Here is a 26,282-nt window from a genome sequence, read left to right on the forward strand (position 1 = left end):
CTTCATTCGTCCACCGGCTGGTGGTACTGGCTGGCCAGCTGCTGCTGCACCGCCGGCGGCACGGCCGCGTAGTGCGACAGCGCCAGCGAATAGCGGCCCTGGCCGGCGGTCATGGCGTTGAGCCGGCTCTGGTAGTCGGCCAGCTCGGCCAGGGGCACCTGGCCGCTGATGGTCAGCTCGCCGTCGCGTCCGCCGTCGGTGCCGCTGACGATGCCGCGGCGCGCCGACAAATCGCCCGTGATGGCGCCGGTGGCGCCCTCGGGCGCGGTGATCTGCAGGCGCGCGATGGGCTCCAGCACCACGGGTTTGGCCTCGCGCATGGCGGCCTGGAACGCCTTCTTGCCGGCGGTGACGAAGGCCACCTCCTTGCTGTCCACCGGGTGGTGCTTGCCCTCGTGCACGATCACGCGCACGTCCTGCACCGGGTAGCCGGCGATCACGCCTTCGGCCAGGGCCTCGCGCACGCCTTTTTCAACGGCCGGCATGAACTGCCCCGGAATGGTGCCGCCCTTGACCTGGTCGACGAACTCGAAACCCGCGCCGCGCGCCAGCGGCTCCACGCGCAGGTGCACTTCGCCGAACTGGCCGGCGCCGCCGCTCTGCTTCTTGTGGCGGTACTGCGCGGCGGCGTTCTGGGTGATGGTCTCGCGGTAGGCGATGCGCGGCGGGTGCGTGTCCACCTCGAACCTGTGGATGTCGCGCAGGCGCTCGAGCAGCACGCGCAGGTGCAGCTCGCCCAGGCCGCGCACGATGGTCTCGTGCGTGCCGTCGGCGCGCTCCAGCCGCAGGCAGGGGTCTTCGGCCACCAGCTTGCCCACCACCTCCCATAGGCGCTGCTCGTCGCCGCGCCGCCTGGGCGTGATGGCGATGCCGTGCACCGGCACCGGATAGGCCATGGGCTTCAGGCGGATGTGCTCGTCCTCGGCCGCGTCGTGCAGCACGGCGTCGAACTGCAGCTCGTCCACCTTGCCGATGGCGCAGATCGCACCCGGCCCGGCGCTGGCCAGCTCGACGTGGTCCTTGCCCTGCTGCAGGTACAGGTGGCCCACCTTGAAGGGCTTGCGTCCCTCACCCACGTAAAGCTGCGCGCCCGGCGCGATGGTGCCCTGGTGCACGCGCACGAAGCCCAGCTTGCCCACGTAGGGGTCGATGCTGATCTTGAACACGTGCGCCAGCACGTGGGCCGTGGCGTCGGGCCGCGCGTGCAGGGGCTTGGCGGCCTCGTCCGCGCCGTTCAGGAAGTCGGGCGGGTTGCCTTCGGTGGGGTTGGCCAGCAGCTTGACCATCACGTCCAGCAGTTCGCGCACGCCGGCGCCGCTGCGCGCCGAGACGAAGCACACCGGCACCAGGTGCCCCTCGCGCAGCGCCTGCTCCAGCGGCGCGTGCAGCTCGCTGGCGTCGACGTCGCCCTCGTTCAGGTAGCGCTCGACGAAGGCGCCGTCGACCTCCACCACCTGCTCGACCAGCGCGCGGTGCGCGTCGGCCACGGCGCCGAAGTCGCTGTGGCCTTCGCGGTTGTAGAAGCAGTCCACCACCCGCGTGCCACCGGCGTCGGGCAGGCTCAGCGGCAGGCAGGCCTTGCCGAAGCTGGCCTGGATGTCGCCCAGCAGGGCGGGCAGGTCCACGCCCTCGGCGTCGATCTTGTTGACGACGATGATGCGGTCGAGCCCGCGCTCGGCGGCCTGCTCCATCATGCGCCGCGTCATGGGCTCGATGCCGGTGGCGGCGTTGACGACGATGGCGGCCGTCTCCACCGCCTCCAGCGCGGGCAGGCTGTGGCCGATGAAGTCCAGCAGGCCGGGCGTGTCGATCAGGTGGATGCGGCAGCCCGCGTGCCCGAGGTGCAGCACCGAGGCCTGCAGCGAATGCTGCGCCTTGACTTCCATCGGGTCGTGGTCGCTCACGGTGCTGCCGCGCTCGACGCTGCCCATCGCGCCGATGGCGCCGCTGGCGTGCAGCAGGGCCTCGGCCAGGCTGGTCTTGCCGCTGCCCGAAGCGCCCACCAGGGCCAGCGTGCGCAGGGTTTCGATGGATGCGTTGGCGTCGTGGGTCATCGCGGTTCACTCCTCGAAGTTCGCTTCATCATGCCAGCATGGGCCGGGGCGCGCACACTGGCAAACCCGCGCCAGCGACGCCAGAATGCGGGCATGACCGACTCTGCACCACCCCCCTTGCCGGCCCTTGCCGCCGACGTTTTGCGCCTGTGGCTGGGCGCCTGTCCGCTCGACGCCGCCGCCATGGCGCGCATGCAGGCGCAGTGGTTCCAGAAGGACGAGGCCTTCGACGCCATGCTGGCCCAGCGCTTTTCAGCCGTCATCGAGGCCGCGCGCGCCGGCCGGCTGGACGCCTGGGCCGACAGCGCCGAAGGCCGCCTGGCGCTGCTGATCGTGCTCGACCAGTTCAGCCGCAACGTGTTTCGCGGCCGCCCCGCCAGCTTTGCGGCCGACGCGAAGGCCCTGGCCGTCGCGCTGGAGGGTCTGGCGCGTGGGCACGACCAGGCGGTGCCGCCCATGGCGCGCATCTTTTGCTACCTGCCGCTGGAGCACGCCGAGGACGCGGCGCTGCAGGCGCGCAGCGTGGCGCTGTTTGCCGCCCTGCGCGACGCACCGGGGGCCGAGCCCAGGGCGTTCTTCGACGGCACGCTGGACTACGCCCGCAAGCACCAGGACGTGATCGCGCGCTTCGGCCGCTTTCCGCACCGCAACGCCATCCTGGGGCGCGTCAGCACGCCCGAGGAGCAGGCCTATCTGGCGCAGCCGGGGGCGGGATTTTGATAAAAATCAGGCTGTAGCCGGCATCCGGCAAGCGCGATAAGCTATCAAATCAGGACTAACCGACCTGCTCGAAGTCGATGAAGCCGCGCGTCACGTTGGTGTTCACCAGCCTGGCGCGCACCTTGTCGCCCACCTTCAGCTCGCGGCTGGGCAGCAGCTTGCCGTCGGCCGGCGGGTCGAAGGTGCGCAGCCAGGTGTTGCCCTTGGACTGGCCGGTGACCACGCCGTCGAACACCTCGCCGATGCGCTCCTCCAGCAGCATGGCGGCCTCGGACTTGCGCAGCTGGCGCTCGACCTTGTTGGCCGCGTCTTCCTGGCGCGTGCAGTGGCTGGCCAGCATCTCCAGCTCGGTGTGCGAGTAGGGCGACGAGACGTCCGCCAGCGCCGCCTTGATCAGGCGGCCGCTGATGAGGTCGGGATAGCGGCGGTTGGGCGCGGTGCTGTGCGAATAGTCGCGCACCGCCAGGCCGAAGTGGCCGATCCTGGGGCCGCCCGGGCGCTCGACCACGTACTCGCCGCGGCCCATCAGCTTGACGATGGTGAGCGACAGGTCGGGAAAGCGCAGCGGATCGCGCCGGCGCTCGGCCTGCAAAAATTTCTCCAGCGCGCTGGAGTCGGGCTCGGGCGGCAGCGGCCAGCCGTGCTCGGCCGCCAGCTCGACGATGCGCGCCCAGCGCTCGGGCGAGCGCACCACGCGGCGGATGGCGGCGCGCCGCTTGCCGGCCAGGTAGCGCGCGGTCACGCCGTTGGTGGCGACCATGAACTCCTCGATCAGCTGGCGCGCGCGGTTCTGCTCCTGCTGGCGGATGGCCACCACGCGGCCGTCGTCGAACTCGGCGCGCGGCTGCAAGGTCTGGAACTCGAGCGCGCCCTGTTCGCGCCGGCGCGCGCGCAGCTGCTGCGCGACCGAATCCTGGGTGCGCAGCTGCTGGTCCATGCCGGGCACGCGGTCGGCCGCCTCGGGCAGGGGGCCGTCGCCGGTGAGCCAGGCCGACACGGCGTCGTAGGCCAGCTGCGCCTGGTTGCGCACGTGCGCGCGCTGGATGTGGCTGCGCACCAGCGCGCCGTCGGGCGCGAACACCATCTCGGTGACGGTGGCGACGCGCACCTGGTTGGGGTTGAGCGAGGTGAGGTCGGTCGAGAGCTTCTCGGGCAGCATCGGGAAGATGCGCGCCGAGGTGTAGACGCTGGTGGTGTTGACCTGCGCGTGGCGGTCGATGGGGGTGTCCTTCTCGACCAGGGCGTCGACGTCGGCGATGGCCACCAGGATTTTCACGTTGCCGCCGTCCAGCGCCTGGCTGACGGTGAGCTGGTCCAGGTCGCGCGAGTCGTCGTTGTCGATGGAGCACCACGGCAGGCCGGTCAGGTCGACGATGTCGGTGCCCTCGGCCTCGCCCGGCCCGTCGATGGCGCGCAACTGCTGCAGCGCCGGACCGGAAAACTCGGGCTGCAAGCCCCGCTCGCGCATGGCGGCCACGGCCAGTTCGGCCAGCTCGTCTTTTTGGTTGGGGTGCAGGTGCTTGTTCACGGGCGGCTCCAGTCTTCGGCAGGTCGTTTGCCGTCGGCAGTCAGGCGGCCTTGGCGCTTGGCAGGGTGTACAGCGGAAGGTCGTGCGCGCGGCCCAGCGCGTCGAGCTGGCGGCGCGTTTTGCCCAGCGCCCAGGCGGCGATGACGGCGTGGGAGGCGGGGGCGAAGGGTGCGCGCAGGTCGGGCGGCGGCAGGCCGGCGACCCGGAACAGGGCGGCGGCGAAGTGCGGCTCCAGCGCGGCGAAGGCCACGCGCCCGTCCTTGCAGGGATAGACCTTGTAGCCCGCGTGCGCGCCGCCGACGGCGCCGCTGGGCAGGGTCAGGCCCCAGCTGCGCGGCAGCGCCAGCCACTGGGCGGCGCCCAGCAGCGTCACCTGGCGGTGCACGCCGCGGCCGCTGGCGCGGACCTGCAGCAGGGCGGCCAGGGTGGCCTCCACGGCCAGCAGCGCGCCGGTCATGTCGGCCAGCAGGGAAGGGGGCAGGGCGGTGCCGGTGATCAGGCCCGCCTCGGCCAGGTAGGTCAGGTCGTGCCCCGGCTCCTCGGCGCGCTCGCCGGCGGCGCCGATGATCTCGATCAGCGACAGCTGCGGGTGGGCGCGGCGCAGGGCGGCCCAGCCCAGGCCCAGCTTGGCCAGCGCCGAGGGGCGGAACGAGGTCAGCAGCACGTCGGCGCTGGCCAGCTCGCGCGCCAGCTGCGCGCGGCCGCGCTCGCTTTTGAGGTCGAGCGTGAGGCTGCGGATGCCATCGTGCATCTGGCCGTAGGCGCCGGGGTTGTACTGGCCCATGGGGTCGCCGCTGACGGCGGGAGCCGGGCCGGGCGGCTCGACCTTGAGGCAGCGCGCGCCCAGCGCGCGCAGGCGCATCAGCGCGGCCGGGCCGGGCAGGTTGAGCGCCAGGCTGACGATGCGCGTGCCGCGCAGGGGGCGAAAGGCGGTGGATGCGGGCATGGTGCGGGCGGGCGGTGGATCGCCCGGTTATACCGCACATTCAAGCCAAATGGGCTTGTGGCCCCCGCCAATCAAGCGCAACCAGCTATCAAAACCGAAGTTTTTGGGTGCTGGCTGTCACACGCCCAGGTGCTGCGTCAGCAGCTCGGGCTGCGCCTGGATGCGCGCCGACGTGGCCTCGAGCGCGACCTCGCCCTTGACCAGGATGACGTTGCGGTCGGCGATCTCGGTGACGTGGCGCCAGTTCTTGTCGACGATCACGCTGGAGATGCCGCTGCCCTTGATCAGCGCGCAGATGCGCCAGATCTCGCGCGCGATCAGCGGCGCCAGGCCTTCGGTGGCCTCGTCGAGGATCAGCACGTCGGGGTTGGTCATCAGCGCGCGGCCGATGGTCAGCATCTGCTGCTCGCCGCCCGACAGTTGCTGGCCGCCGTGGTTCAGGCGCTCGGCCAAGCGCGGAAAGGTCTCCAGCACGCGTTCGTAGGTCCAGTCGCGCTGGCCGCGCGTGCCGGGGCGGGCCGCCATCTTCAGGTTCTCGGTGACCGACAGGTTGCCGAAGATGCCGCGCCCCTCGGGCACGTAGGCCACGCCCAGTTGCGCGATCTCGTAGGGCGCGCGCCCGGTCATGGGCTTGCCCATCACCAGCACGCCGCCGGCGCGCGGCTTGACCAGGCCCATGATGGATTTCAGCAGCGTGCTCTTGCCCATGCCGTTGCGGCCCATCAGGCCGATGGTCTCGCCCCGGCGCACCGCGAAGTCGATGCCGCGCAGGATGTGGCTGGCGCCGTAGTAGCTGTGCAGGCCGATGGCGTGGATCAGCAGTTCGGCGTTGTCCGCTGCCTGCATCGGCACATCGTCGGCGCGCGGGCGCGGTGCCAGCGGGTCGTTGGGGTCGTCGGGCAGGTTGGCGTTGGCTTGGGTGGCCATGTCAATGGTCCTCGCCCAGATACGCGGCCTGCACGCCGCGGTCGGCGCGGATGGCGGCGGGCTCGCCGCTGGCGATCACCGTGCCGTTGACCATCACCGTCAGGTGGTCGGCCAGCGTGAAGATGGCGTCGATGTCGTGCTCCACCACCATCATCGCGTGCCGGGGCTTGATGCGCAGCAGCAGCTCGACCATGCGCTCGGCCTCGGCCGTGCCCATGCCGGCCAGCGGCTCGTCCAGCAGCAGCACGCGCGGCTGGGTGGCCAGGGTCATGGCCACTTCGAGCTGGCGCTGCTCGCCGTGGCTGGCGGCGCCAGCGATGGTGTGGCGGCGCTCGGCCAGGCCCGCGAGCTCCAGCGCGGCCTCGGCGCGCTCGTTGACGGCACGGTCCGCCTGCGCGTTGCGCCACCAGCGCAGCGGGTTCCAGGGCTGCTGCGGCGCCCGCGACTGCGCGGCCAGGCGCACGTTCTCCCACACGGTGAAGGGCGCGAAGATGTTGGTCTTCTGGTAGCTGCGGCCCAGGCCGTGGCGCGAGATCTGCTCGGGCGCGGCGCGCGTGATGTCCTGGCCGGCCAGCTCGATGCGGCCGGAGGTGGGCGGCAAATCGCCCGACAGCAGGTTGGTCAGCGTGGACTTGCCCGCGCCGTTGGGGCCGATCACCACGTGGATGCGGTCCTGCCACAGGTCGATCGAGACCTCGTTGACGGCCGCCAGGCCGCCGAACTTCTTGGTCAGCCGGTGGGCGCTGAGCAGGGTTTCAACGCCCATGTTTGTCCCCACGCCCGATCACGCGCTGCACCAGGCCCAGGATGCCGCGCGGCGCGAAGCAGATGACCCCCACGATGAACAGGCCCATCCACAGCTGCCAGTGCTTGCCGGTGTCGAAGGCGCCGATGGCCGGCAGGTCCTTGAACACGTCCAGCATGATCTCGAAGGCGAAGGCGCCGACGATGGCGCCGGCGAAGTTGCCCATGCCGCCCAGGATCACCATCATGATCGTGTGCGCGCTCTGGTGAAAGCCCATCAGCTCGGGGTTGACGAAGCCGCTTTGAGCGCCCCACAGGTAGCCCGCCAGTCCGGCCAGCGCGCCGGCCAGCGTGAAGGCCGCCAGCTTGTAGCCGAAGCTGCCATAGCCCACGGCGCGCATGCGGTGCTCGTTGACGCGGATGCCCGCCAGCGCGCGGCCGAAGGGGCTCCACAGCAGGCGGCGCAGAAAGGCGAACACCCCCAGCAGGCACACCAGCGTGAAGTAGTAGAAGACGCGCTTGTTCTCCAGGTCGAACAGGCCGGCGTCGGGCCGGAAATTGATGTAGAGGCCGTCCGAGCCGCCCAGCGCCTTGTTGTCGAACACCAGGTAGAACACCATTTGCGCGAAGGCCAGCGTCACCATGATGAAGTAGATGCCGCGCGTGCGCACGACGAAAAAGCCGATCACCAGCGCCGCCGCGCCGGCCACCAGCACGGCGGCCGGCAGCGTCCACCACAGGCTGACGGGCTCGCCCTGCGGCGTGAAGAAGGCCAGCGCGTAGCCGGCGATGCCGAAGTAGGCCGCGTGTCCCAGCGACACCAGGCCGGTCACGCCCTGCAGCAGGTCCAGGCTCATGGCGAAGATGGCCAGGATCATCATGCGCACGACCATCTGCTGGTAGAAGTCGCTGCCCACGAAGGGAAACAGCGCCAGCGCGGCCAGGCCCAGCGCCAGCAGCGCCTGCATGGCGCGGGGCAGGGCTTCGAGGTGGGTGGCGGGGGCCGTCATGACTTGAACAAACCCTCGGGCTTCCACAGCAGCACCGCCGCCATCAGCATGTACACCAGCATGCTGGAGACCTGCGGCAGCAGCACCTTGCCGAAGGTGTCCACCAGGCCCACCAGCAGGGCGGCCACCAGCGCGCCGCGCACCGAGCCGATGCCGCCGATGACCACCACCACGAAGCACATGATCAGCACCGACGAGCCCATGTTGGGGTAGACGCTGGAGATGGGCGCGGCGATCATGCCCGCCACCGTGGCCAGCGCCACGCCGATGGCGAACACCACGGCGTGGATGAGCTTGATGTTGATGCCCAGCGACTCGGTCATGTCGCGGTTGAAGGCGCCAGCGCGGATCTTCATGCCCAGCCGCGTCTTGCCGATCAGCAGGTACAGGCCGACGGCGAGCAGAACGCAGAGGGCCATCATGAACAGCCGGTACAGCGGGTAGGACAGCGTCTCGGTCAGCGGCAGCGACCCGGTCAGCAGCGGCGGCACCGGCACGCCGTGCACGTCGTCGCCCCACAGCAGCGAGCGCGACTCCTCGAAGATGTAGATCAGCCCGAAGGTCAGCAGCACCTGGTCGAGGTGGTCGCGCTGGTAGAAGTGGCGAAACAGCACGCGCTCCAGCACCAGGCCGAACACCACCGACAGCAGCGTGCCCACCACGATGGCGGCGCTGAAGCTGCCCAGCTGCGCCGACAGCGCATACGCCAGGTAGGCCCCCAGCATGTAGAAGCTGCCGTGCGCCAGGTTGACCACGCCCATGATGCCGAAGATCAGCGTCAGGCCGGCGGCCAGCATGAACAGCAGCAGCCCGTACTGCACGCTGTTGAGCAGCTGGATCAGGAAGTTGGCGAGGTCCATGAAGGTGGGTCAGGCTCGAAAAAAACGGCGGATCGCTCCGCCGTCGTCGGCAGGATGCGGGGCGCTTTCAGCCCAGCTTGCAGCCTGCGCCGGAGTCGGCCAGCGCTTTGGCGGCCACGCCGACCACCACGTTGTCGCCCTTCTTCACCTCGCGCAGGTAGATGTCCTGCACCGGGTTGTGCGCCTTGCTCATCGACCATTTGCCGCGCGGGCTGTCGATCACGGCGTTTTCAATAGCCCTGTACAGAGCCGGTTTGTTGGCCAAATCGCCTTTGACGGCATTGGCACCGGCAATCAACAGCAGGCCTGAGTCGTAGCCCTGTACGGAAAATACATCGGGTTGCATCTTGAACTGCTGCGCATAGGCCGTGCGAAACTGCTTGTTGCGCGGCGTGTCCAGCGAATCGGCGTAAAACAGCGTCGTCATGACGCCTTCGGCGGCTGCGCCTGCTGCCTCCAGCGTACCCTCGGTCAAGAAACCGGAACCCCACAATGGAATCTTGCCGTGCAGCCCAGCTGCGGCATAGTCCTTCAAGAATTTGGCGGCTCCTGCACCGGCAAACATGCATGCCACCGCGTCAGGCTTGAGTGATGCGATTTCAGTTAACAAGGCCTGGAATTCGACGTTGGGGAACGGCAAACCCAACTCTTTCACGATGGTGCCTCCCGCCTTGATGTAGCTTTCCTTAAAGCCATCCAATGCCTCGTCGCCAGCTGCGTACTTCCACGTGATCCAGGCCGTTTTTTTCAGACCTCGCTCCATCATGGGCTTGCCCAACGCCAAAGTCGGTTGGTTGTTGCTGAAGCTTGCTCGAAATACGTTGGGTGCGCAGAGGGCACGGGTAGCCGCCAGAACACCGGCATTGGGGATGATGTTGAGCACGCCCGATTCGCGCGCCACCTTATGGATGCCCATTTGAACGCCTGAGTGGACAGTACCGATCAAAATGTCCACCTTGTCACGTTGAACCAGCTTGTTGGCGTTTTCCACGCCCTTGGATGGTTCAGACTCGTCATCGACCTTGAACCATTCGATCTCGCGACCTCCCAGCTTGCCGCCCTGATCGGAAATGGCCATGCGGATACCGTTTTCGATGGCCACACCGATCTGTGCAAAAGTTCCGGTATAGGGCAGCATGAGCCCGATACGCACCTTGCCGGATTGCGCATGAGCAAGCTGTGGCAACAGCAGACTGCTCATGCCTGCGCCAACCACTGCGGCACTGCGTGACAGCACCAAGCGCCGAGAGAGGGGGCGAAGGGGTCTATACATCAAAGAACTCCAAAGTGAGAAATTGAATAAGCCGAAGCTGTCATGTTGACATGGTCTTGATCCGTGCAACAACCCGGGAAAGCCCGTGGAGATCACGAATGCGTGTTCACGTGGATCAAATTTTCTTGCGACCTTTCCAGAATGGCTCTTTGAGCAGATTTTTTTGAATTTTCCCGATGGGTGTCTTCGGAAAATTTTCGACAAATTTGACCAGGCGTGGACGCTTCAATCGGGCTAGCCGCTGCTCACATCGAGCGACCACATCAGCTTCGGTCAGGCTGGCGCCTGGTTTGAGTTGAATGTAGGCTGCCGGCACCTCGCCAAACTTGTCATCTGGAATGCCGAACACCGCCACCTCCGCCACGGGCTCGAGTCCGTAGATGACGTCCTCGATCTCTTTGGGGTAGACGTTTTCTCCACCCGAAATCAGCATGTCTTTTGCACGATCCACCAAGGTGATGTAGCCGTCGCTGTCGATGGTCGCGACATCACCGGACAGGCCCCAACCACCGCCGTGACGAAAAAAGGCAGCTGTCTGTTCAGGCTCGTTGTAATAGCCGATCATCACGTTTTCGCCGCGTGTCGCCACTTCGCCGATTTCGCCTGGCGAGGCATGGGTTCCATCGGCGCGCAATACCGCAAGATCGACGTTGAACGGCTGGCGCCCAACGCTACCCAACTTGGCTTTGAGCATGTGGGCGGGCAATGCTGCAATGACCCCCATCTCCGACTGTCCGTAAATCTGGGTCAGCTGCAGTTGTGGCAGTCGGCGGGTCAATTCGGTTTGCACCCAGTCCGGCATGGGAGCTCCCGCAAATGACAGTTTGACCCAACTGGCCAGCCGCCCCGGTTCAAATTCAGGATGGGTGATCAAGGTGTTGGCTTGCGTCGGTACCATGAAGCCGGCCGTGATCCGCTCGGTTTCAACCGCGTTCATGAATTCGGTGGGCGACCACGGTGTGATAAATACGCACGTGGCGCCAATCAGCACGGCGGGCTGAAACATGATGTTGAGGGCGGCTACGTGAAAGAGCGGCGTGACGATCGCGATCACGTCTTCCGGCACCAGATGCTCCTCCACCACGACGGTGTGTGCCGTGACGGCGCGTGCACGATGGTGCATCAATACGCCTTTGGGTCGACCCGTGGTGCCGCCGGTATAGGTCATGCAAAACGGATCCCATTCGCTCAGCTCAAGGGCGGGAGCGGTGTCGGGCCGGCGGGCTATGAATGCGTCGAATCCAACGGCTGAGGGGTGCTCGTCGAGGCCGATCACGATCACGTGTCGAATCCGGGGACAGTGTTGGCGCACGTAGGGGATGCGATCCGCAAATTGCCCATCGATGATCAGCACCTCGGTATCGCTCTTGTTCAATACCCAGGCCAGTTCATCGTCGGCGTAGAGGATAGAGACGTTGTTCAGTACCAACCCAGTCTGAGCGCAGCCGAAAAAGACGATGCCGTACTCGGGCAAGTTTCTGGAGAGCATCGAGACCTTGGAGCCCTTGGGGAGTTCCAACGACAGCAAGGCATGGGCTAACTGGTTGGCTCGCGCGTTGAGTTCCCGGTAGGTCAGCACCTTGCGTTGCATCTGACTGCAGAAAACGATTGCTGGTTTTTCAGGAAATCGTGCGGCCGATCGGCGCAGCATGTCTGCAGTGAGCATGGGGGCAATCAATGAGTCAGTGGCGTTGCGCGAATGGTAGCCGGTTGGTTGTCTGGGACACAAGCAGACTTGTTTGTTACGATGGCACGCAATTTTCCTTTCAATTTCATCATTGAGTCAGATACTCAGCATGAGCCACCCCGCCCCCGACTACAGCCGCTACCAGACCTTCCACATCACGCGCCGGGGCGACGGCGGCTGCGTGATCGACCTGCAGATGAAGGCCGCCAACGGCAAGCTGCCCACCGCCGGCCACGACGGCCACTGGGAGCTGAGCGAGATCTGGCGCGACATCGACCGCGACGACAGCGTGCGCGTGGCCGTGCTGCGCGGCGAGGGCATGGGCTTCTCGGGCGGGGGCGACCTGGCCCTGGTGCAGGACATGGCCAGCGACTTCGCCGTGCGCTCGCGCGTGTGGAAGGAAGCGCGCGACCTGGTCTACAACGTCATCAACTGCGAAAAGCCCATCGTCAGCGCCATGCACGGCCCGGCCGTGGGCGCGGGGCTGGTGGCCGGCCTGCTGGCCGACGTGTCGATTGCCGCCAAAAGCGCCCGGATCGTCGATGGCCACACCCGCCTGGGCGTGGCCGCGGGCGACCACGCCGCCATCTGCTGGCCGCTGCTGTGCGGCATGGCCAAGGCCAAGTACCACCTGATGCTGTGCGAGGCCGTCAGCGGCGAGGAGGCCGAGCGCATCGGCCTGGTGTCGCTGGCGGTGGACGACGACCAGTTGCTGGCCAAGGCCTACGAAGTGGCCGACAAACTGGCCGCCGGCAGCCAGAGCGCCATCCGCTGGACCAAGTACTCGCTCAACAACTGGTACCGCCAGGCGGGGCCCAGCTTCGACACCTCGCTGGCGCTGGAGTTCATGGGCTTTGGCGGCCCCGACGTGCACGAGGGCGTGGCCAGCCTGCGCGAGCGGCGCGCGCCGAAGTATTGATGACTGGCTGAGGCTGAGCGGACGCCGACCTACAGCGCGAACAGCGCGGCCAGCTGCCTGCGGTCGCGCCGGTCCTTCCAGTGCCAGACCTCGCGCCCTTCCAGGGCCAGCGGGCCCCACACCGCGATGGCGTGGTCGTGGCCGCCGCCCACCACGTGCAGCCGCGCCGGGCCCAGCGGCGCCTTGCGGAAGGCGCCGCCCTGCAGCGCGGTGCGCAGGTTGGCCTCCAGCGCGGGGCCGACCTCGACCGGCGCGCCGGAGGGCACCACGAAGACCTGGCGGTGGCTGTCGCTTTGCAGGCGCTCGTTGAGCTGCAGCGAGCCGTCTTCGGCCGTCTGCAGGCCCGAGGCCGCCAGCCAGCCCGGGGTGCCCAGGCCGTGCGCCAGCAGGGGCGCGTCGCATTGCAGGGTGGCACCGCCGGCCAGCGCGATGTGGCCGGGCTCGATGCCGATGCAGCGGTCCTGCAGCACGGTGATGTCGAGCGCCTTCAGGCGCGCCAGCACACGCCGCTGCAGGCCGGCGGGCAGCTCAGCCAGCAGCGGGGCGTCGCCCGCCACCAGCGTGACGCGGCTGCCGTGCGGCGCGGCCAGCGCGTGCGCGGCGGCCATGGCCAGCTCGATGCCGGGCAGGCGCTCGGCGATCACCGCCACCTGCAGCGGGCGCTGCTGCGCCAGCTGCTGCAGCTGGGGCCACAGCTGCACGAAGGCCTGCATCGGCCGCAGGAACATGGCGTTGCCGCGCGCGCCGGGCATGGCGGCCTCGACGGCCTCGCGCTCGGGCGCCGGCTCGACGTCGATCGACAGCACGTCGTAGGGCAGGGCGTCGCCGGTGGACAGCTGCACGCGGCGCGCGGCCGGGTCGAGCGCCAGCACGTGGGCCGGCACGAACTGGGCGCCGCTGGCCTGCACCAGGGCGTCCAGCGGCACGCGGATCTCGTCCAGCGCGTAGTGGCCGGCCACGTAGCCGGACAGCATGCCGGCTTCGATGTAGTAGGGATGGGGCGCCACCAGCGACACGCTCCAGTCGCTGGCGGCCTGGCGGGCCAGGCCCCGCAGCACCTGCAGGTGCGCGCGGCCCGCCCCGATCAGCACCAGGTGCTTCCGGGGGGAATTCACGGTCATGGCGCGAGTTTATCGACTGCGCGCCACGCCGCGCGGCCACCGCGCTGGCGTTGCAAACCGTTGCAGGCCCCGCCGGCGCGGTGTGCGGTCAGCCGACCAGCGCCTGCGCGAACTCGCGCGCCTTGAAGGTCTGCAGGTCTTCCAGCTTCTCGCCCACGCCGATGAAGTACACCGGCAGCGGCTTTTCGCGCGCGATGGCGCACAGCACGCCGCCCTTGGCCGTGCCGTCCAGCTTGGTCACGATCAGGCCCGTCAGGCCGATGGCCTCGTCGAAGGCCTTGACCTGCGCCAGCGCGTTCTGGCCGGTGTTGCCGTCGATCACCAGCAGCACCTCGTGCGGGGCGGTGATGTCGGCCTTGGTCACCACGCGGCGGATCTTGGTCAGCTCCTCCATCAGGTGCTTTTGCGTCGGCAGGCGCCCGGCCGTGTCCACCAGCACCACGTCCAGCCGGCGCGCGCGGCCGGCGGCCACCGCGTCGAAGGCGACGGCCGAGGGGTCGGCGCCCTGCTGGCTGATGATCTCCACCCGGTTGCGGTCGGCCCACACGGCCAGCTGCTCGCGCGCGGCGGCGCGAAAGGTGTCGGCCGCCGCCAGCAGCACGCTGGCGCCGGCGTCGGCCAGGTGCTTGGTCAGCTTGCCGATGCTGGTGGTCTTGCCGGCGCCGTTGACGCCCGCCACCATGATCACGGTGGGGTGGTAGACGCCCACCACCAGCGCCTTTTCCAGCGGGCTCAGCAGCTCGGCGATGGCGTCCTGCAGCAGCACCTTGACCTGCGCCGGCTCGCTGGCCCTGGCGTCCTTCACGCGGCGGCGCAGCTCGGCCAGCAGATGCTCGGTGGCGGGCACGCCGGTGTCGGCCAGAAGCAGGGCGGTTTCCAGCTCTTCGTACAGCGCGTCGTCGATCCGGGTGCCGGTGAACACCGTGGTGATCGAGCTGCCGGTCTTCTTCAGTCCGCTTTTCAGGCGATCGAGCCAGCCGCCGCGCGAGGGCGAGGCAATGGCTTCGGCCTGGGGCGCGGCCTCGGGTTCAGGCGCTGTTTGGGAGTCGAATACGGCTTCCGCGCTTGCTGGTAGAGCGCTATCAGCTATCAATTCGATAGTATTCGTGGATTCCATCGGCAGCAAGGCCGCTGATGCATCGGCCACCGCCACCGGGGGGGGAGGCGCGGCTGGTGGGGACGGTTCGACAGGCGCGGCAGCCTCGTCCTGGACAGGCAGGCCGGCGTCCGAGACGGGGGCAGGCGCCGGGTCGGCGGCCTTCTTGCGGCGAAAAAAGCTGAACATTGGGGGCCGATTATCGGCTCGGCAAACCGCGCACGACGCACAGGACCGCAGCCGAACCCGGTGGTTGAGCACGACGGATGGTCGAGTCGCGGTCACGCAGGCGACTGGATGTACGTCAAAAGATCGAATGGTTTTTGTTACATTTGGCGATTTTTCATATTTTGAAAGATTGCGACGATGGAAGACAGGACCATTCGGGGTGCGCACGCACGGTTGCTGGGATGCTCACTGGCCCTGAGCCTGATGGCCGGGGCGGCCATGGCGCAGGCGCCCTGGGGCGACAAGGCGAGCCGGACGCCGGCTGAGCGCAAGATGACTTCGGTGCTGGTCGATCTGCATCGGGCGCAGGCGAAGGGCCAGCTCAAGTCGGACGGGGTGGCGCGCGCGGCGGACCTGCCGGCGGGCGTGCGCGAGTTTGCTCGGCACAACGTGGGCGCCGACAACCGCATCTTTGTTGTCATCAAGGCCGACGTGACGCCCGAGCTGCTGGCCTTCGTCCGCGCGCAGGGAGGCGTGGACCTGCTGGATTACCCGCGTTTTCGCACCATCACCGCGCGCGTGCCGGTGGCGGCGCTGGACGCCATTGCTCAGCGCCCCGACGTGCAGTCCATCGGCCCGCGCGAGCCGGCCACCACCAACCGCCGTGAGCCGACGCCGCGCGAGCTGCAGCAGCTCAAACCACGATCGCACGGCGCGGCGCCGGCTGCACTCAAGGTACTGACCGGCAGCGTGGTCTGGGAAGGCGTCGCGGCGCACCGCGCCGATGCGGCCCATGCCGCAGGCCACACGGGCAGCGGCGCCACGGTGTGCGTGCTCTCGGACGGGGTGGATTCACTGGCCGCCAGCCAGGCCGCGGGCGAGTTGCCCGCCGACGTGACGGTGGTGCCCGGCCAGGCCGGCGCGGGAGATGAAGGCACGGCCATGCTGGAGATCGTGCACGACATGGCGCCGGGTGCCAAGCTGGTGTTTGCCACCGGCTTTGGCGGGTCGTTGGCGGCGATGGCCAGCAACATCGAGGCGCTGACGACCTCGCCCTACGACTGCACCATCATCGTGGACGATGTGAGCTACTACAGCGAGGGGGCGTTTCAGTATGGGCCGATCGCCCAGGTGGTCGATGAGGTGATGGCCGCTGGGGTGCTGTATTTTTCTTCCTCGGCCAACTCGGGCAACCTCACGCATCGGTCCTCGGGCACCTACGAGGGCGACTTCGTGGCCAGCGGTTTGCCGCCGCCGTCCGCCATCGCGGGCGCCGCGCCACCGGCCGGGCCCACGCTGCACGACTTTGGCGGCAAGAATTTCGTCGAGCTGACGCAAGCAACCCGGACCATCTCGCTGAAGTGGAGCGACCCGCTGAATGCATCCGCCAATGACTACGACCTGATCGTGACCGATGAGACGGGCACGCAGATCATCGCGGCCAGCACCGGCACGCAGGACGGCACCCAGGACCCTTACGAAATCGTGCAGTTGAATGCGCCCAGCCCGCCCTTTCCAGCCGGTGCGCGCATCTACATAGCGGCAGCGCCCGGAAGCCAGGCCCGCGCCCTGCGGATCGACACCCACCGCGGCCGGCTCGACCCCGCGGTGGCCACCGCGGGAAGCACCCATGGCCACAACGCCACGGGCTTGTCGGTGGGGGCCGTCGACGTGGGCGCGGCGGCGGGCGCGGCCTTCGTGGGCGGCGCGGCCAACCCGGTGGAAGACTTCAGCTCGGACGGTCCGCGCCAGCTGTTCTTCGGCGTGGATGGCGCGCCCATCACGCCCGGGAATTTTCTGGTCGGAACGGGCGGGGGCATGCGCCTGGACAAGGTCGACATGGCGGCGGCCGATTGCGGGAGCACCACCGCGCCCGGCTTCGAACAGTTTTGCGGCACCTCGGCCGCGGCCCCCACGGCGGCGGCCATCGCGGCCTTGATCCAGGGCGCCAACCCTGGTGCCAAGCCCAAGCAGATCCTGGCCGCCATGCGCGGCGCGGCGCTGGACATCGAGGCGCCGGGGCGTGACCGCGATGCGGGCGACGGCCTGCTGATGGTGCCGCAGCCACTGGAGTTTCCTGCCACGATCAGCGGCAACACCGGCTCGGGAACGGTCAGCGCCGCCCTGAGCGGCGGTGGTGCCGCGTGCCGCTTCACCCACGGCGGCTTTGGGCCTGCGCCGGCGGCGGCGCCAGCGGGGGTGAACTTTCCGCACGGATTCTTGCGGTTCACCGCGGCCCATTGCCCGGCGGCGAATGGTGCCGTCACCGTTACCGTGACTTACCCCCGCGCGATTCCTGCAGGCGCGCGGTATTACAAGTACGGCAAGGAGCCGGGCAATGCGGTGGACCACTACTACACCATCCCGGCCACGATCAACGGCAACCAGGTGAGCTTCACGCTGACCGACGGCGAGCGCGGCGACGACGACCTGACGGCCGACGGCATCATCCGCGATCCGGGCGGCATCGGCGTGCGCACGGGCGATGCGCTGCAGCCGATCCCCACGTTGTCTGAACAGGCTTGGTTGGCCCTGAGCGCGCTGCTGGGTCTGCTGGCGGTGCGCGGCCGGGGGGTGGGGCGCCGCTGGCGCTGAGTGCCGGCGCTGCTCGCCGCGTGCGAACGCGGTGCGCAGCCAAAGCGGTTTACAGCACCAAGGCGCGCTCGCCGCGCGGCAGCACGCGGCCGACCGCGGCGGCCCGATCAAAGCCCTGGCGCTTGAACACCGCCAGCACGGCATCCACCGCATCGGGCGCGCAGGCCACCAGCAGCCCGCCGCTGGTCTGCGGGTCGGTCAGCAGGGCGCGGTCGGTGTCCGAAAAGCCGGCGGGCAGCGCCACCTCGGCGCCGTAGGCGGCCCAGTTGCGCCCGCTGGCGCCGGTGACGATGCCGCGCGCGGCCAGCTCGCGCACGCCGGGCAGAAGGGGTACGGCACGCCAGTCGATTTGCACCGTCAGGCCCGCGCCGCGCGCCAGCTCCAGCGCGTGGCCGGCCAGGGCAAAGCCGGTCACGTCGGTCAGGGCGTGCACGCCGGGCAGGGCGGCCAAGTCGGGGCCGGGGGTGTTCAGCTGGGTGGTGCTGGCAATCATCTGCGCGTAGCCGTCGGCGCCCAGCTCGCCTTTTTTCAGCGCGGCCGAGTAGATGCCCACGCCCAGCGGCTTGCCCAGCACCAGCACGTCGCCGGCCTGCGCGGCGCTGTTTTTCTTCACGCGGTCGGGGTGCACCAGGCCCAGCGCCACCAAGCCGTAGATGGGCTCGACCGAGTCGATGGTGTGGCCGCCCGCGATCGGGATGCCGGCCTGGCGGCACACGCTGGCGCCGCCTTCCAAAATTTTGCCGATGGTGTCCACCGACAGCACGTTGATCGGCATGCCCACCAGCGCCAGCGCCATGATGGGCGTGCCGCCCATGGCGTACACGTCGGACAGCGCGTTGGCTGCCGCGATGCGGCCGAAGTCCAGCGGGTCGTCCACGATGGGCATGAAGAAGTCGGTGGTGGCCACCAGCGCCTGGTGCTCGTTCAGGCGGTAGACGGCGGCGTCGTCGGCGGTCTCGATGCCCACCAGCAGCTCGGGCGGCAGCGGCATGGCGGTGGTGCCGCGCAGGATGCTGGAGAGCACGCCCGGCGCGATCTTGCAGCCGCAGCCGCCGCCGTGCGACAGCGAGGTCAGGCGCGGCTCGGCGCCGGAGGGAGCAGAAGTCGTGGTCATGCGTGGATTGTCGGGGATGGGGCGATCTCCGGCACACTGCGCGGGCGGGAACCATCACCCGCCCATCCGACTCAGGCTGCCCATGCTTCACATTTCTCTCGTTCGATCGCTGGCCGCGCTGGCGCTGGTTGTCGCGGCCAACGCGCACGCGCAGACACAGCCCGGTGCGGCGGTCCAGCAATACACCCTGGACAACGGCCTGACCCTGATCGTCAAGCCCGACCGGCGCGCGCCGACCGCCGTGCAGATGCTGTGGGTGCGCGTGGGCTCGATGGACGAGGAAAACGGCACCACCGGCGTGGCGCACATGCTCGAGCACCTGATGTTCAAAGGCACCGACACGCTGGCGCCGGGCGAGTTCTCGCGCCGCGTGGCGCAGCTGGGCGGGCGCGAGAACGCCTTCACCACGCGCGACTACACCGGCTACTACCAGCAGGTGCCGGCCGGCAAGCTGGCCGACACGATGGCGCTGGAGGCCGACCGCTTTGCGCACAACCGCTACAGCGACGCCGAGTTCGCCAAGGAGCTGGAGGTGGTCAAGGAAGAGCGCCGCATGCGCACCGACGACAGCCCGCGCGCGCGCCTGTTCGAGCAGCAGATGGCGGCCACCTTCACCGCTTCGCCCTACCGCCGCCCGGTGGTGGGTTGGATGGGCGATCTGGACGCCCTGCGCGCCGACGACGCGCGCGCCTTCTACCGGCGCTGGTACGTGCCGGCCAACGCCGCCGTGGTGGTGGTGGGCGACGTCGATCCGCCCGCCGTGCTGGCGCTGGCGCAAAAGACCTTCGGCGCCATCGCCGCGCGCCCGGTGCCCGCGCGCAAGCCGCAGCCCGAGCCGCCGCAGCCGGGCGAGCGGCGCATCGAGGTCAAGGCCCCGGCCGAGCAGGCCGTGGTGTCGCTGGCCTTCAAGGTGCCGCGCCTGCAGGGCCTGGAGCCATCGCCCGACAACGACGACGCGCTGGCGCTGACGGTGCTGGCCGCCGTGCTGGACGGCTACAGCGGTGCGCGGCTGGACCGCAACCTGGCGCAGGGGCCCGACCGCGTGGCCGATTCGGCCAGCGCCGGCAACGGGCTGATCGGGCGCGGGCCGCAGCTGTTTACGCTGAGCGGCGTGCCGGCCAAGGGCAAGAGCGCGGCGCAGCTGGAGGCCGCGCTGCGCGCGCAGGTAGCGCAGGTGGCGCAGGACGGCGTGAGCGAGGCCGAGCTGCACCGCGTCAAGACCCAGTGGATGGCCAGCGAGATCTACAAGCGCGACTCGGTCATGGGCCAGGCGCAGGAGCTGGGCAGCCTGTGGATCCAGGGCCTGCCGCTGGACGCCGACGAGCGCCTGATCGAGCGGCTGCGCCCCATCACCTCGGCGCAGGTGCAGGCCGTGGCCGGCAAGTACTTTGGCGACGACCGGCTGACGGTGGCCACGCTGGTGCCGCAGCCCGGCGCCGGCAAGCGCCCGGTGGACGCCGCGCCGTCCGAGTCCATGCGCTGAAAGAGAGATGATGAAATCTATAAAAACAATAGCTTCTCGCGCTTTGTTGGTGGGGGCTGCAGCCTTTTTTTGCTTCAATATCGGCCTGCGCGCGGCGCACGCGGCCATTCCCATCGAGCACTGGACGCAGCCCAGCGGCGCGCAGGTGTGGTTCATCGAAAGCCCGGGCATCCCCATGCTCGACGTGCAGATCGACTTCGACGCCGGCAGCCGGCGCGACCCGCAGGCGCAGGCCGGCCTGGCCGACGCCACCGCGCTGATGGCCGGCAAGGGCGTGGCGGCCTTGGGCGGCCAGTCGGCGCTGGACGAAAACCAGCTGGGCGAGGCCTGGGCCGACCTGGGCGCCGACTTCGGCGCCAGCACCGGCAGCGACCGCATGAGCTTTGCGCTGCGCACGCTGACCGACCCCAGGCTGCTGCCCCAGGCGCTGGCCCTGGCCGCGCGCCAGCTGGGCCAGCCGTCCTGGCCGGCGGCGGTGTGGCAGCGCGAGCGCGAGCGCATCTCGGCGGCCATCGCCGAGTCGCTCACGCGCCCCGGCACCCAGGCCGCGCTGGCCTTTGCCAAGGCGGTGTATGGCGACCACCCCTACGGCTACCAGACCACGGCCGAGACGCTGGGGCGCATCGACGTGGCCGACATGCAGGCCTTCTACGCCCGGTACATCCAGCCCTGCCGCGCCAAGGTCAGCGTGGTGGGCGCCGTCAGCCGCGCGCAGGCCGACGCGCTGGTGGCCGAGCTGCTGGGCCGGCTGCCCCAGGCCGGCACCTGCCCGGCCCTGCCGCCGGTACCCGAGGTGCAGCCGCTCAAGGCCGCGCAGGACATCCGCATCCCCTTCCAGTCGGCCCAGGCGCACGTGCTCATCGGCCAGCCCGGCTACAAGCGCGACGACCCGGCCTTCTTCGCGCTGCTGGTGGGCAACCACATCCTGGGCGGCGGCGGCTTCAGCTCGCGGCTGATGAACGAGGTGCGCGAGCAGCGCGGTCTGACCTACGGCGTGTACAGCAGCTTCTCGCCCGGGCTGAACGCCGGGGCCTTCGCCATCAGCCTGCAGACGCGCCCCGACCAGGCCGACCAGGCCCTGGCCGTGACGCGCCAGGTGCTCGACGGCTTCGTTGCCCAGGGCCCCACCGCCGCCGAGCTGAAGGCCGCGCAGGACAACCTGGTCGGCGGCTTTGCCCTGCGCCTGGACAGCAACCGCAAGCTGCTGGGCAACCTGGCCAACATCGCCTGGAACGGCCTGCCGCTGGACTACCTGGAGCACTGGGGCGAGCGCGTCGGTGCCGTCACGCTGGACGACATCCGGACGGCGTTTCAGCGCGTGCTGCAGCCCGAGCGCATGGTGACGGTGGTCGTCGGCGCGAAGCCCTGAACAGGCGTCCGATGCGGCGGCCCGGCCGGGCCGCCGCATGAGGCCCTGACGCCGGCAGGGGCGGGCGGTTGGCGGACAGGAGTATGATTTTGATAATCATTCTCATTCGCCTTGATCATGACCCTGACGCGCGCTCTTATCACCGCACTGGCCGGCATGGCCCTGGCCGCCTCGGCGCTGGCGGCCGAATACCCCATCGGCAAGCCCCGCAGCGTGAACGGGCTGGAGGTGGGTGCCGTCTACCTGCAGCCCATCGAGATGGACCCGCCGGGCATGATGCGCGCGGCCCGGGACTCCGACATTCACCTGGAGGCCGACATCCACGCCACGGCCGACAACAAGAACGGCCTGGCCGAAGGCGCCTGGGCGCCGTATCTGAGCGTGCGCTACACGCTGCAAAAGCAGGGCAGCGACAAGCCGGCGCAGGGCGAGCTGATGCCCATGGTGGCCAACGACGGGCCGCACTACGGCGACAACGTCAAGCTGCAGGGGCCGGGCAAGTACAGGCTGACGCTGAGCATCGCCGCGCCCAGCCAGCACTTCGGCCGCCACGTGGACAAGGAAACCGGCGTGGCGCCGTGGTTCAAGCCGTTCGAGGTGCAGTACGACTTCGTCTACGCGGGCACGGGCAAGAAAGGCGGGTATTGACATGCGCCGAGTCTGGGGACTGCTGGCCGTGGCGGCGGCCTGCCTGATGCCACTGTCGGCCGCACGCGCCGAGCTGCCCACGCACACGCTGACCTTCACCGCCGACGGCCGCTTCGACCCGCCCCGGCTGGAGGTGGCGCCGGGGCGCTTCAAGATCGTGCTGGTCAACCAGAGCACGCAGGCGATGGAGTTCGAGAGCCTGCCGCTGCGCGTCGAAAAAGTGCTGGCGCCGGGCGTCACCTCGTTCGTCGTGCTCACGCTGTCGCGGCCGGGCGAATACCCGTTCTTCGACGACTTCCATCCCCAGGCCAAGGGGATGCTGGTGGTCAAGGGCCAATGATCCCGGAGTGACGATCCATGGGTGAAATCGCCTTCATCGTCTGGCGCGAAAGCGTCGAAGCCCTGCTGGTGGTCGGCATTCTGTACGCCTGGCTGCGCAGCGAACCCGAGGGCCGGCGCGGCCTGCCCTGGCTGTGGGCCGGCGTGGGCGCCGGCCTGTTGCTGGCTTGCGCGCTGGCGCTGGCGCTGCTGGGTCTGGCGGCCTGGCTGCCGGGCGATGGGCCCGAATGGTTCCAGGCCATCATGGCCCTGGCCGCCAGCGCGCTGGTGGTGCAGATGGTGGTGTGGATGCGCCGCCACGGCCGCGGCCTGAAGCGCGAGCTGCAGGCCAGCGCCGCGCAGCAGGTGGACAGCGGCCACTGGTGGGGCCTGCTGGTGCTGGTGATGGTGGCGGTGGCGCGCGAGGGCAGCGAGACCGTGGTGTTCCTGTACGGCAGCGTGCTGTCCTCGCAGCAGCACGGCGGCGCGGGCGCGGCGGTGCTGGCGGGGCTGGGCGGCTTTGCCGTGGCGCTGGCCACCTTCTGGCTGCTGCAGCTGGGCGGCAAGGTCATCACCTGGCGGCGCTTTTTTCAGCTGACTGAAGTGTTGCTGCTGCTGCTGGCCGGCGGCCTGCTGGTGGGCGCGTGCGACCGCCTGATCGCGCTGGGCGCGCTGCCCACGCTGATGGACCCGGTGTGGGACAGCAGCGCGCTGCTGGACACCGGCGCCGGCCTGGGCAAGCTGCTGGCCGACTTTGCCGGCTACCGCGCCACGCCGGCGCTGTCGCAGCTGCTGATCTGGCTGGCCTACTGGGCCGTCGTGGCGTGGCTGCTGCGCCGCTCCTCCCATGCCCCGGCGCCGCATGCGGTGACGGGCGGGGGCCACGTGGCGGGCTGAGCAGAACTTTTTTCGGAAAGCATCCACCTTGGCGGTTATCGTTCATCCCGCTCCCCCGCTGCTGCGCCCGGCCACCTTTCGCGGGCGCGTGGCGCGCGTGGGCGACTTCCTGCGCGATCACCAGCGCGCCGTGCGGCGCCTGCAGTGGCTCATCGTCGGCATCTACCTGGCGCTGCTGCTCATTCCGGCGGCGCTGCCGCTGCCAGACCGCGCCGCCAGCGTGTTCAACAACCTCACCCTCGTCGCGCAGTTCGCCTTCTGGGGCCTGTGGTGGCCCTTCGTGCTGGTGTCCATCCCGCTGCTGGGCCGCGCCTGGTGCGGCCTGTTCTGCCCCGAGGGCGCGCTCACCGAATGGGCCAGCCGGCACGGCCGCGGCGGCGCCATCCCGCGCTGGATGCGCTGGGGCGGCTGGCCGGTGGTGGCCTTCAGCCTGACCACCGTGTACGGCCAGCTCGTCAGCGTCTACCAATACCCCTGGGCCGCGGCGGCCGTGCTGGGCGGCTCCACCCTGGCGGCCATGGCCGTCGGCTGGCTGTACGGGCGCAACAAGCGCGTGTGGTGCAAGTACCTGTGTCCGGTCAATGGCGTGTTCAACCTGCTGGCGCGGCTGGCGCCCTGGCACTACGCGGTCGACGCCCAGGCCTGGCGCGCGGCCGAGCGCCGCACCGAGGCCATCAACTGCGCGCCGCTGCTGCCGCTGCGCACCATGGAGGGCGCGGCCGAATGCCACATGTGCGGGCGCTGCAGCGACTACCGCGGCGCCATCGCGCTGCAGCCGCGCTCGCCCGAGGCCGAGATCGTCGGCGTGGCCCCCGGCACCGGCTGGGAGACGGCGCTGATCGTGTTCGGCCTGATGGGCCTGGCGGTGGGTGCCTTCCTGTGGAGCGCCAGCCCCTGGTTCGTCACCCTCAAGCAGGCCATCGCCACCATGCTGGTGGAGCACGACGTGTACTGGCCGCTGGCCGACAACGCGCCCTGGTTCGTGCTGACGCATTACCCCGAGGTCAACGACAGCTTCAGCTGGCTGGACGGCGCGGTGATTTTGCTGTTCATCGCCGGTGCTACGGCCATCGTTGGCGGCGCGGTGTTTGCCGGCCTGTGGGCGGCCGACCGCGTGCTGCCGCGTCCGCGCGGGCTGCGCGCCTGCGGCACTAGCCAGCCCCTGGGCGGGCCGCTGGCGGGCGTGCACAAGCTGGCGCAGGGGTTGATCCCGACGGCGGGCATCGGCGTGTTCCTGGGCCTGACGGCCACCACGCTGACCCTGCTGCAGCACGAGGGCGTTTACACCGGCTGGGCCAACGCCCTGCGTTTTGCCCTGCTGGGGCTGGCGCTGGCCTGGAGCCTGCGCTTCGAATGGCGGCTGGCCGGCCTGCGCACCGCCGCGCCGCTGCGCCGCCTGGCGGCCGTGGGCCTGGTGGCGCTGGGCCTGCTGCCGTTTTGCTGGGCCTGGGTGCTGTTCTTTGTGCGCTGGTAAGGCGCGGGTGGGAGGCCGGAGATGAGGGGATGGGTGAGGGCCGCGGCCCTGTGCGTGGGCGCCGCGCTGGGGCTGGGGGCCGCGTGGGCCGACACGCAGCCGGAGCACGACGAGGAGGCGCATGAAACCCTGCTGGGCGACATGGGCGGGTTGCGCCCCAGCCTGGAGCGCGCGGGCCTGACCCTGGGCCTGCAGGAGACCAGCCAGCTCACGCGCCTGGTGTCGGGCGGCCTGCAGCGCGGCAGCGCCTACACCGGCCTGACGCAGCTGACGCTGGCCGGCGATGGCGACAAGGCCTGGGGCTGGAGCGGCGGCTCGTTCTATCTCAGCGCGCTCAACATCCACGGCCGGCGTGCCAGCTTCACCCAGGACAACGTGGGCGGGCTGCAGACGGTCAGCAACATCGAGGCCAAGCCGGCCACCCGGCTGTGGGAGCTGTGGGCGCAGCAGTCCTGGGCCGACGGCAAGGCCGAGCTGCGCGTGGGCAAGCTGGCGGCCGACCAGGAGTTCATGACCAGCGAATACGCGTCGAGCCTGCCCAACGCCATGTTCGGCTGGGCGGCACTGCCCTCGATCGACCTGCCCGCGGGCGGGCCAGCGTATCCGCTGGCCTCGCTGGGCGCACGCCTGCGGGTGCAGCCCGGCGAGCGGCTGACGCTGCTGGCGGGGGTGTTCGACGGCTCGCCCGTGGGCCGCGACGAAGAGCACCCGGCATGGATTGACCGTCACGGCATGCGCTTGGTGCCCACGGGCCAGGCGCTGTGGATCGCCGAGCTGCAATACCAGCGCCCGGCCGACGCCGACGATGGCCTGCCCGGTACCTACAAGGTCGGTGCCTGGGTCCATACCGGGCGCTTCGACGACCCGCGCCTGGACAGTGCGGGCCGCTCGCTGGCCGACCCGGCCAGCAACGGCGTGGCGCTGCAGCACCGGGGCAACCACAGCCTGTATGCCATGGCCGACCAGATGCTGTGGCGCCAGGGCGCGCGCAATGTGGGGGTGTTTGCCCGCGCCATGGCGGCGCCGGGCGACCGCAACCGGGTGGACTTCAGCGCCAATGCGGGCCTGGCCTTCAACGGCCCGTTCGAAGAACGCGCCGCCGACGTGCTGGCGCTGGGCGTGGGCCAGGCGCGCCTCAGCCGCTGCGCGTGTGCGTCGAGCGGGGGCCGCGAGACCTTTGTCGAAGCCACCTACCGCTACCCGATCAAACCGTGGTGGCAGGTGCAGGCCGACCTGCAGTATGTGATCCGCCCCGGTGGGCTCGGCGCTGCCCAGCGCATTCCCAACGCCTTGATGCTCGGCCTGCGCACCAGCATCGTTTTTTGAACCGG

At 69.5% G+C, this 26,282-nt stretch carries 22 protein-coding genes; 10 read left to right on the forward strand and 12 right to left on the reverse strand.

Annotation, left to right across the window (positions count from 1 at the left end; genetic code table 11):
* Nucleotides 1-2: 2 nt before the first annotated feature.
* Nucleotides 3-2,054 carry an elongation factor G gene (locus H6927_10395; protein ID MCP5218505.1) on the reverse strand — a complete coding sequence of 684 codons (2,052 nt, stop codon included), beginning with the start codon at nt 2,052-2,054 and terminating at the stop codon, nt 3-5.
* 93 nt (nt 2,055-2,147) lie between these two features.
* On the opposite strand from H6927_10395, the gene H6927_10400 reads away from it, so the two are divergent.
* On the forward strand, nt 2,148-2,774 hold the full coding sequence (locus H6927_10400) for a DUF924 domain-containing protein (GenBank protein ID MCP5218506.1): 627 nt from the start codon (nt 2,148-2,150) through the stop codon (nt 2,772-2,774).
* A 55-nt stretch (nt 2,775-2,829) separates the two neighbouring features.
* On the opposite strand, the gene H6927_10405 is transcribed toward H6927_10400, so the two are convergent.
* The 8 genes from H6927_10405 to H6927_10440 all read right to left on the reverse strand — a co-directional run bounded on the left by H6927_10405 (nt 2,830) and on the right by H6927_10440 (nt 11,728).
* Nucleotides 2,830-4,242, reverse strand: a complete 1,413-nt coding sequence (locus tag H6927_10405) for an RNB domain-containing ribonuclease (GenBank protein ID MCP5218507.1) — start codon at nt 4,240-4,242, stop codon at nt 2,830-2,832.
* A gap of 100 nt (nt 4,243-4,342) precedes the next feature.
* Nucleotides 4,343-5,248, reverse strand: a complete 906-nt coding sequence (locus H6927_10410; protein ID MCP5218508.1) for a CoA transferase — start codon at nt 5,246-5,248, stop codon at nt 4,343-4,345.
* 117 nt (nt 5,249-5,365) lie between these two features.
* A complete protein-coding gene (locus H6927_10415) occupies nt 5,366-6,094 on the reverse strand; it encodes an ABC transporter ATP-binding protein (GenBank protein ID MCP5218509.1) in 729 nt (242 codons plus the stop codon).
* Between the two features lie 82 nt (nt 6,095-6,176).
* Nucleotides 6,177-6,941 (reverse strand): ABC transporter ATP-binding protein, encoded by a 765-nt coding sequence (locus H6927_10420; GenBank protein ID MCP5218510.1) that lies wholly within the window; start codon nt 6,939-6,941, stop codon nt 6,177-6,179.
* Nucleotides 6,931-7,929 (reverse strand): branched-chain amino acid ABC transporter permease, encoded by a 999-nt coding sequence (locus H6927_10425; GenBank protein ID MCP5218511.1) that lies wholly within the window; start codon nt 7,927-7,929, stop codon nt 6,931-6,933. The genes H6927_10420 and H6927_10425 overlap by 11 nt, the downstream gene beginning before the upstream one ends.
* The gene (locus H6927_10430) at nt 7,926-8,789 is read right to left on the reverse strand and encodes a branched-chain amino acid ABC transporter permease (GenBank protein ID MCP5218512.1); all 864 of its coding nucleotides are present in this window, start codon (nt 8,787-8,789) and stop codon (nt 7,926-7,928) included. Before H6927_10430 ends, H6927_10425 begins: the two co-directional genes overlap by 4 nt.
* A gap of 67 nt (nt 8,790-8,856) precedes the next feature.
* On the reverse strand, nt 8,857-10,062 hold the full coding sequence (locus tag H6927_10435) for an ABC transporter substrate-binding protein (GenBank protein MCP5218513.1): 1,206 nt from the start codon (nt 10,060-10,062) through the stop codon (nt 8,857-8,859).
* 115 nt (nt 10,063-10,177) lie between these two features.
* Nucleotides 10,178-11,728: an acyl--CoA ligase gene (locus tag H6927_10440; GenBank protein MCP5218514.1), complete on the reverse strand. Its 1,551-nt coding sequence runs from the start codon at nt 11,726-11,728 to the stop codon at nt 10,178-10,180.
* Between the two features lie 130 nt (nt 11,729-11,858).
* On the opposite strand from H6927_10440, the gene H6927_10445 reads away from it, so the two are divergent.
* Nucleotides 11,859-12,668, forward strand: coding sequence for an enoyl-CoA hydratase/isomerase family protein (locus H6927_10445; protein ID MCP5218515.1), 810 nt, complete (start codon nt 11,859-11,861; stop codon nt 12,666-12,668).
* A gap of 29 nt (nt 12,669-12,697) precedes the next feature.
* On the opposite strand, the gene H6927_10450 is transcribed toward H6927_10445, so the two are convergent.
* Nucleotides 12,698-13,789, reverse strand: a complete 1,092-nt coding sequence (locus H6927_10450) for an FAD-dependent oxidoreductase (protein MCP5218516.1) — start codon at nt 13,787-13,789, stop codon at nt 12,698-12,700.
* Between the two features lie 88 nt (nt 13,790-13,877).
* Nucleotides 13,878-15,074 (reverse strand): signal recognition particle-docking protein FtsY, encoded by a 1,197-nt coding sequence (gene ftsY / locus H6927_10455; GenBank protein MCP5218517.1) that lies wholly within the window; start codon nt 15,072-15,074, stop codon nt 13,878-13,880.
* 177 nt (nt 15,075-15,251) lie between these two features.
* On the opposite strand from ftsY, the gene H6927_10460 reads away from it, so the two are divergent.
* The gene (locus H6927_10460; protein ID MCP5218518.1) at nt 15,252-17,648 is read left to right on the forward strand and encodes a S8 family serine peptidase; all 2,397 of its coding nucleotides are present in this window, start codon (nt 15,252-15,254) and stop codon (nt 17,646-17,648) included.
* A 49-nt stretch (nt 17,649-17,697) separates the two neighbouring features.
* Here the strand turns inward: H6927_10460 and selD are convergent, their stop codons facing one another.
* Nucleotides 17,698-18,762, reverse strand: coding sequence for a selenide, water dikinase SelD (gene selD / locus H6927_10465; GenBank protein MCP5218519.1), 1,065 nt, complete (start codon nt 18,760-18,762; stop codon nt 17,698-17,700).
* Between the two features lie 82 nt (nt 18,763-18,844).
* On the opposite strand from selD, the gene H6927_10470 reads away from it, so the two are divergent.
* The 7 genes from H6927_10470 to H6927_10500 all read left to right on the forward strand — a co-directional run bounded on the left by H6927_10470 (nt 18,845) and on the right by H6927_10500 (nt 26,277).
* On the forward strand, nt 18,845-20,245 hold the full coding sequence (locus H6927_10470; GenBank protein MCP5218520.1) for an insulinase family protein: 1,401 nt from the start codon (nt 18,845-18,847) through the stop codon (nt 20,243-20,245).
* Between the two features lie 10 nt (nt 20,246-20,255).
* Complete coding sequence (locus H6927_10475; protein ID MCP5218521.1) at nt 20,256-21,614, forward strand: insulinase family protein; 1,359 nt, start codon at nt 20,256-20,258, stop codon at nt 21,612-21,614.
* Between the two features lie 117 nt (nt 21,615-21,731).
* Nucleotides 21,732-22,262, forward strand: a complete 531-nt coding sequence (locus H6927_10480; protein MCP5218522.1) for an iron transporter — start codon at nt 21,732-21,734, stop codon at nt 22,260-22,262.
* A gap of 1 nt (nt 22,263) precedes the next feature.
* The gene (locus H6927_10485; protein ID MCP5218523.1) at nt 22,264-22,602 is read left to right on the forward strand and encodes a cupredoxin domain-containing protein; all 339 of its coding nucleotides are present in this window, start codon (nt 22,264-22,266) and stop codon (nt 22,600-22,602) included.
* A gap of 17 nt (nt 22,603-22,619) precedes the next feature.
* Nucleotides 22,620-23,477, forward strand: a complete 858-nt coding sequence (locus H6927_10490; protein MCP5218524.1) for an FTR1 family protein — start codon at nt 22,620-22,622, stop codon at nt 23,475-23,477.
* A 61-nt stretch (nt 23,478-23,538) separates the two neighbouring features.
* Complete coding sequence (locus tag H6927_10495) at nt 23,539-24,951, forward strand: 4Fe-4S binding protein (GenBank protein ID MCP5218525.1); 1,413 nt, start codon at nt 23,539-23,541, stop codon at nt 24,949-24,951.
* A 33-nt stretch (nt 24,952-24,984) separates the two neighbouring features.
* Nucleotides 24,985-26,277: a carbohydrate porin gene (locus H6927_10500; GenBank protein MCP5218526.1), complete on the forward strand. Its 1,293-nt coding sequence runs from the start codon at nt 24,985-24,987 to the stop codon at nt 26,275-26,277.
* The last annotated feature ends 5 nt before the right edge of the window (nt 26,278-26,282 follow it).

This window comes from Burkholderiaceae bacterium (genome assembly GCA_024235995.1).
In the GTDB taxonomy this organism is placed as follows: Bacteria; Pseudomonadota; Gammaproteobacteria; order Burkholderiales; family Burkholderiaceae_C; genus Ottowia.

Bases quoted from the DNA above. Each gene is read 5' to 3' on its own strand.
- H6927_10395 (MCP5218505.1), bottom strand. From the start codon at position 2,054: ATGACCCACGACGCCAACGCATCCATCGAAACCCTGCGCACGCTGGCC.
- H6927_10400 (MCP5218506.1), top strand. From the start codon at position 2,148: ATGACCGACTCTGCACCACCCCCCTTGCCGGCCCTTGCCGCCGACGTT.
- H6927_10405 (MCP5218507.1), bottom strand. From the start codon at position 4,242: ATGCGCGAGCGGGGCTTGCAGCCCGAGTTTTCCGGTCCGGCGCTGCAG.
- H6927_10410 (MCP5218508.1), bottom strand. From the start codon at position 5,248: ATGCCCGCATCCACCGCCTTTCGCCCCCTGCGCGGCACGCGCATCGTC.
- H6927_10415 (MCP5218509.1), bottom strand. From the start codon at position 6,094: ATGCAGGCAGCGGACAACGCCGAACTGCTGATCCACGCCATCGGCCTG.
- H6927_10420 (MCP5218510.1), bottom strand. From the start codon at position 6,941: ATGGGCGTTGAAACCCTGCTCAGCGCCCACCGGCTGACCAAGAAGTTC.
- H6927_10425 (MCP5218511.1), bottom strand. From the start codon at position 7,929: ATGACGGCCCCCGCCACCCACCTCGAAGCCCTGCCCCGCGCCATGCAG.
- H6927_10430 (MCP5218512.1), bottom strand. From the start codon at position 8,789: ATGGACCTCGCCAACTTCCTGATCCAGCTGCTCAACAGCGTGCAGTAC.
- H6927_10435 (MCP5218513.1), bottom strand. From the start codon at position 10,062: ATGTATAGACCCCTTCGCCCCCTCTCTCGGCGCTTGGTGCTGTCACGC.
- H6927_10440 (MCP5218514.1), bottom strand. From the start codon at position 11,728: ATGCTCACTGCAGACATGCTGCGCCGATCGGCCGCACGATTTCCTGAA.
- H6927_10445 (MCP5218515.1), top strand. From the start codon at position 11,859: ATGAGCCACCCCGCCCCCGACTACAGCCGCTACCAGACCTTCCACATC.
- H6927_10450 (MCP5218516.1), bottom strand. From the start codon at position 13,789: ATGACCGTGAATTCCCCCCGGAAGCACCTGGTGCTGATCGGGGCGGGC.
- ftsY (MCP5218517.1), bottom strand. From the start codon at position 15,074: ATGTTCAGCTTTTTTCGCCGCAAGAAGGCCGCCGACCCGGCGCCTGCC.
- H6927_10460 (MCP5218518.1), top strand. From the start codon at position 15,252: ATGGAAGACAGGACCATTCGGGGTGCGCACGCACGGTTGCTGGGATGC.
- selD (MCP5218519.1), bottom strand. From the start codon at position 18,762: ATGACCACGACTTCTGCTCCCTCCGGCGCCGAGCCGCGCCTGACCTCG.
- H6927_10470 (MCP5218520.1), top strand. From the start codon at position 18,845: ATGCTTCACATTTCTCTCGTTCGATCGCTGGCCGCGCTGGCGCTGGTT.
- H6927_10475 (MCP5218521.1), top strand. From the start codon at position 20,256: ATGAAATCTATAAAAACAATAGCTTCTCGCGCTTTGTTGGTGGGGGCT.
- H6927_10480 (MCP5218522.1), top strand. From the start codon at position 21,732: ATGACCCTGACGCGCGCTCTTATCACCGCACTGGCCGGCATGGCCCTG.
- H6927_10485 (MCP5218523.1), top strand. From the start codon at position 22,264: ATGCGCCGAGTCTGGGGACTGCTGGCCGTGGCGGCGGCCTGCCTGATG.
- H6927_10490 (MCP5218524.1), top strand. From the start codon at position 22,620: ATGGGTGAAATCGCCTTCATCGTCTGGCGCGAAAGCGTCGAAGCCCTG.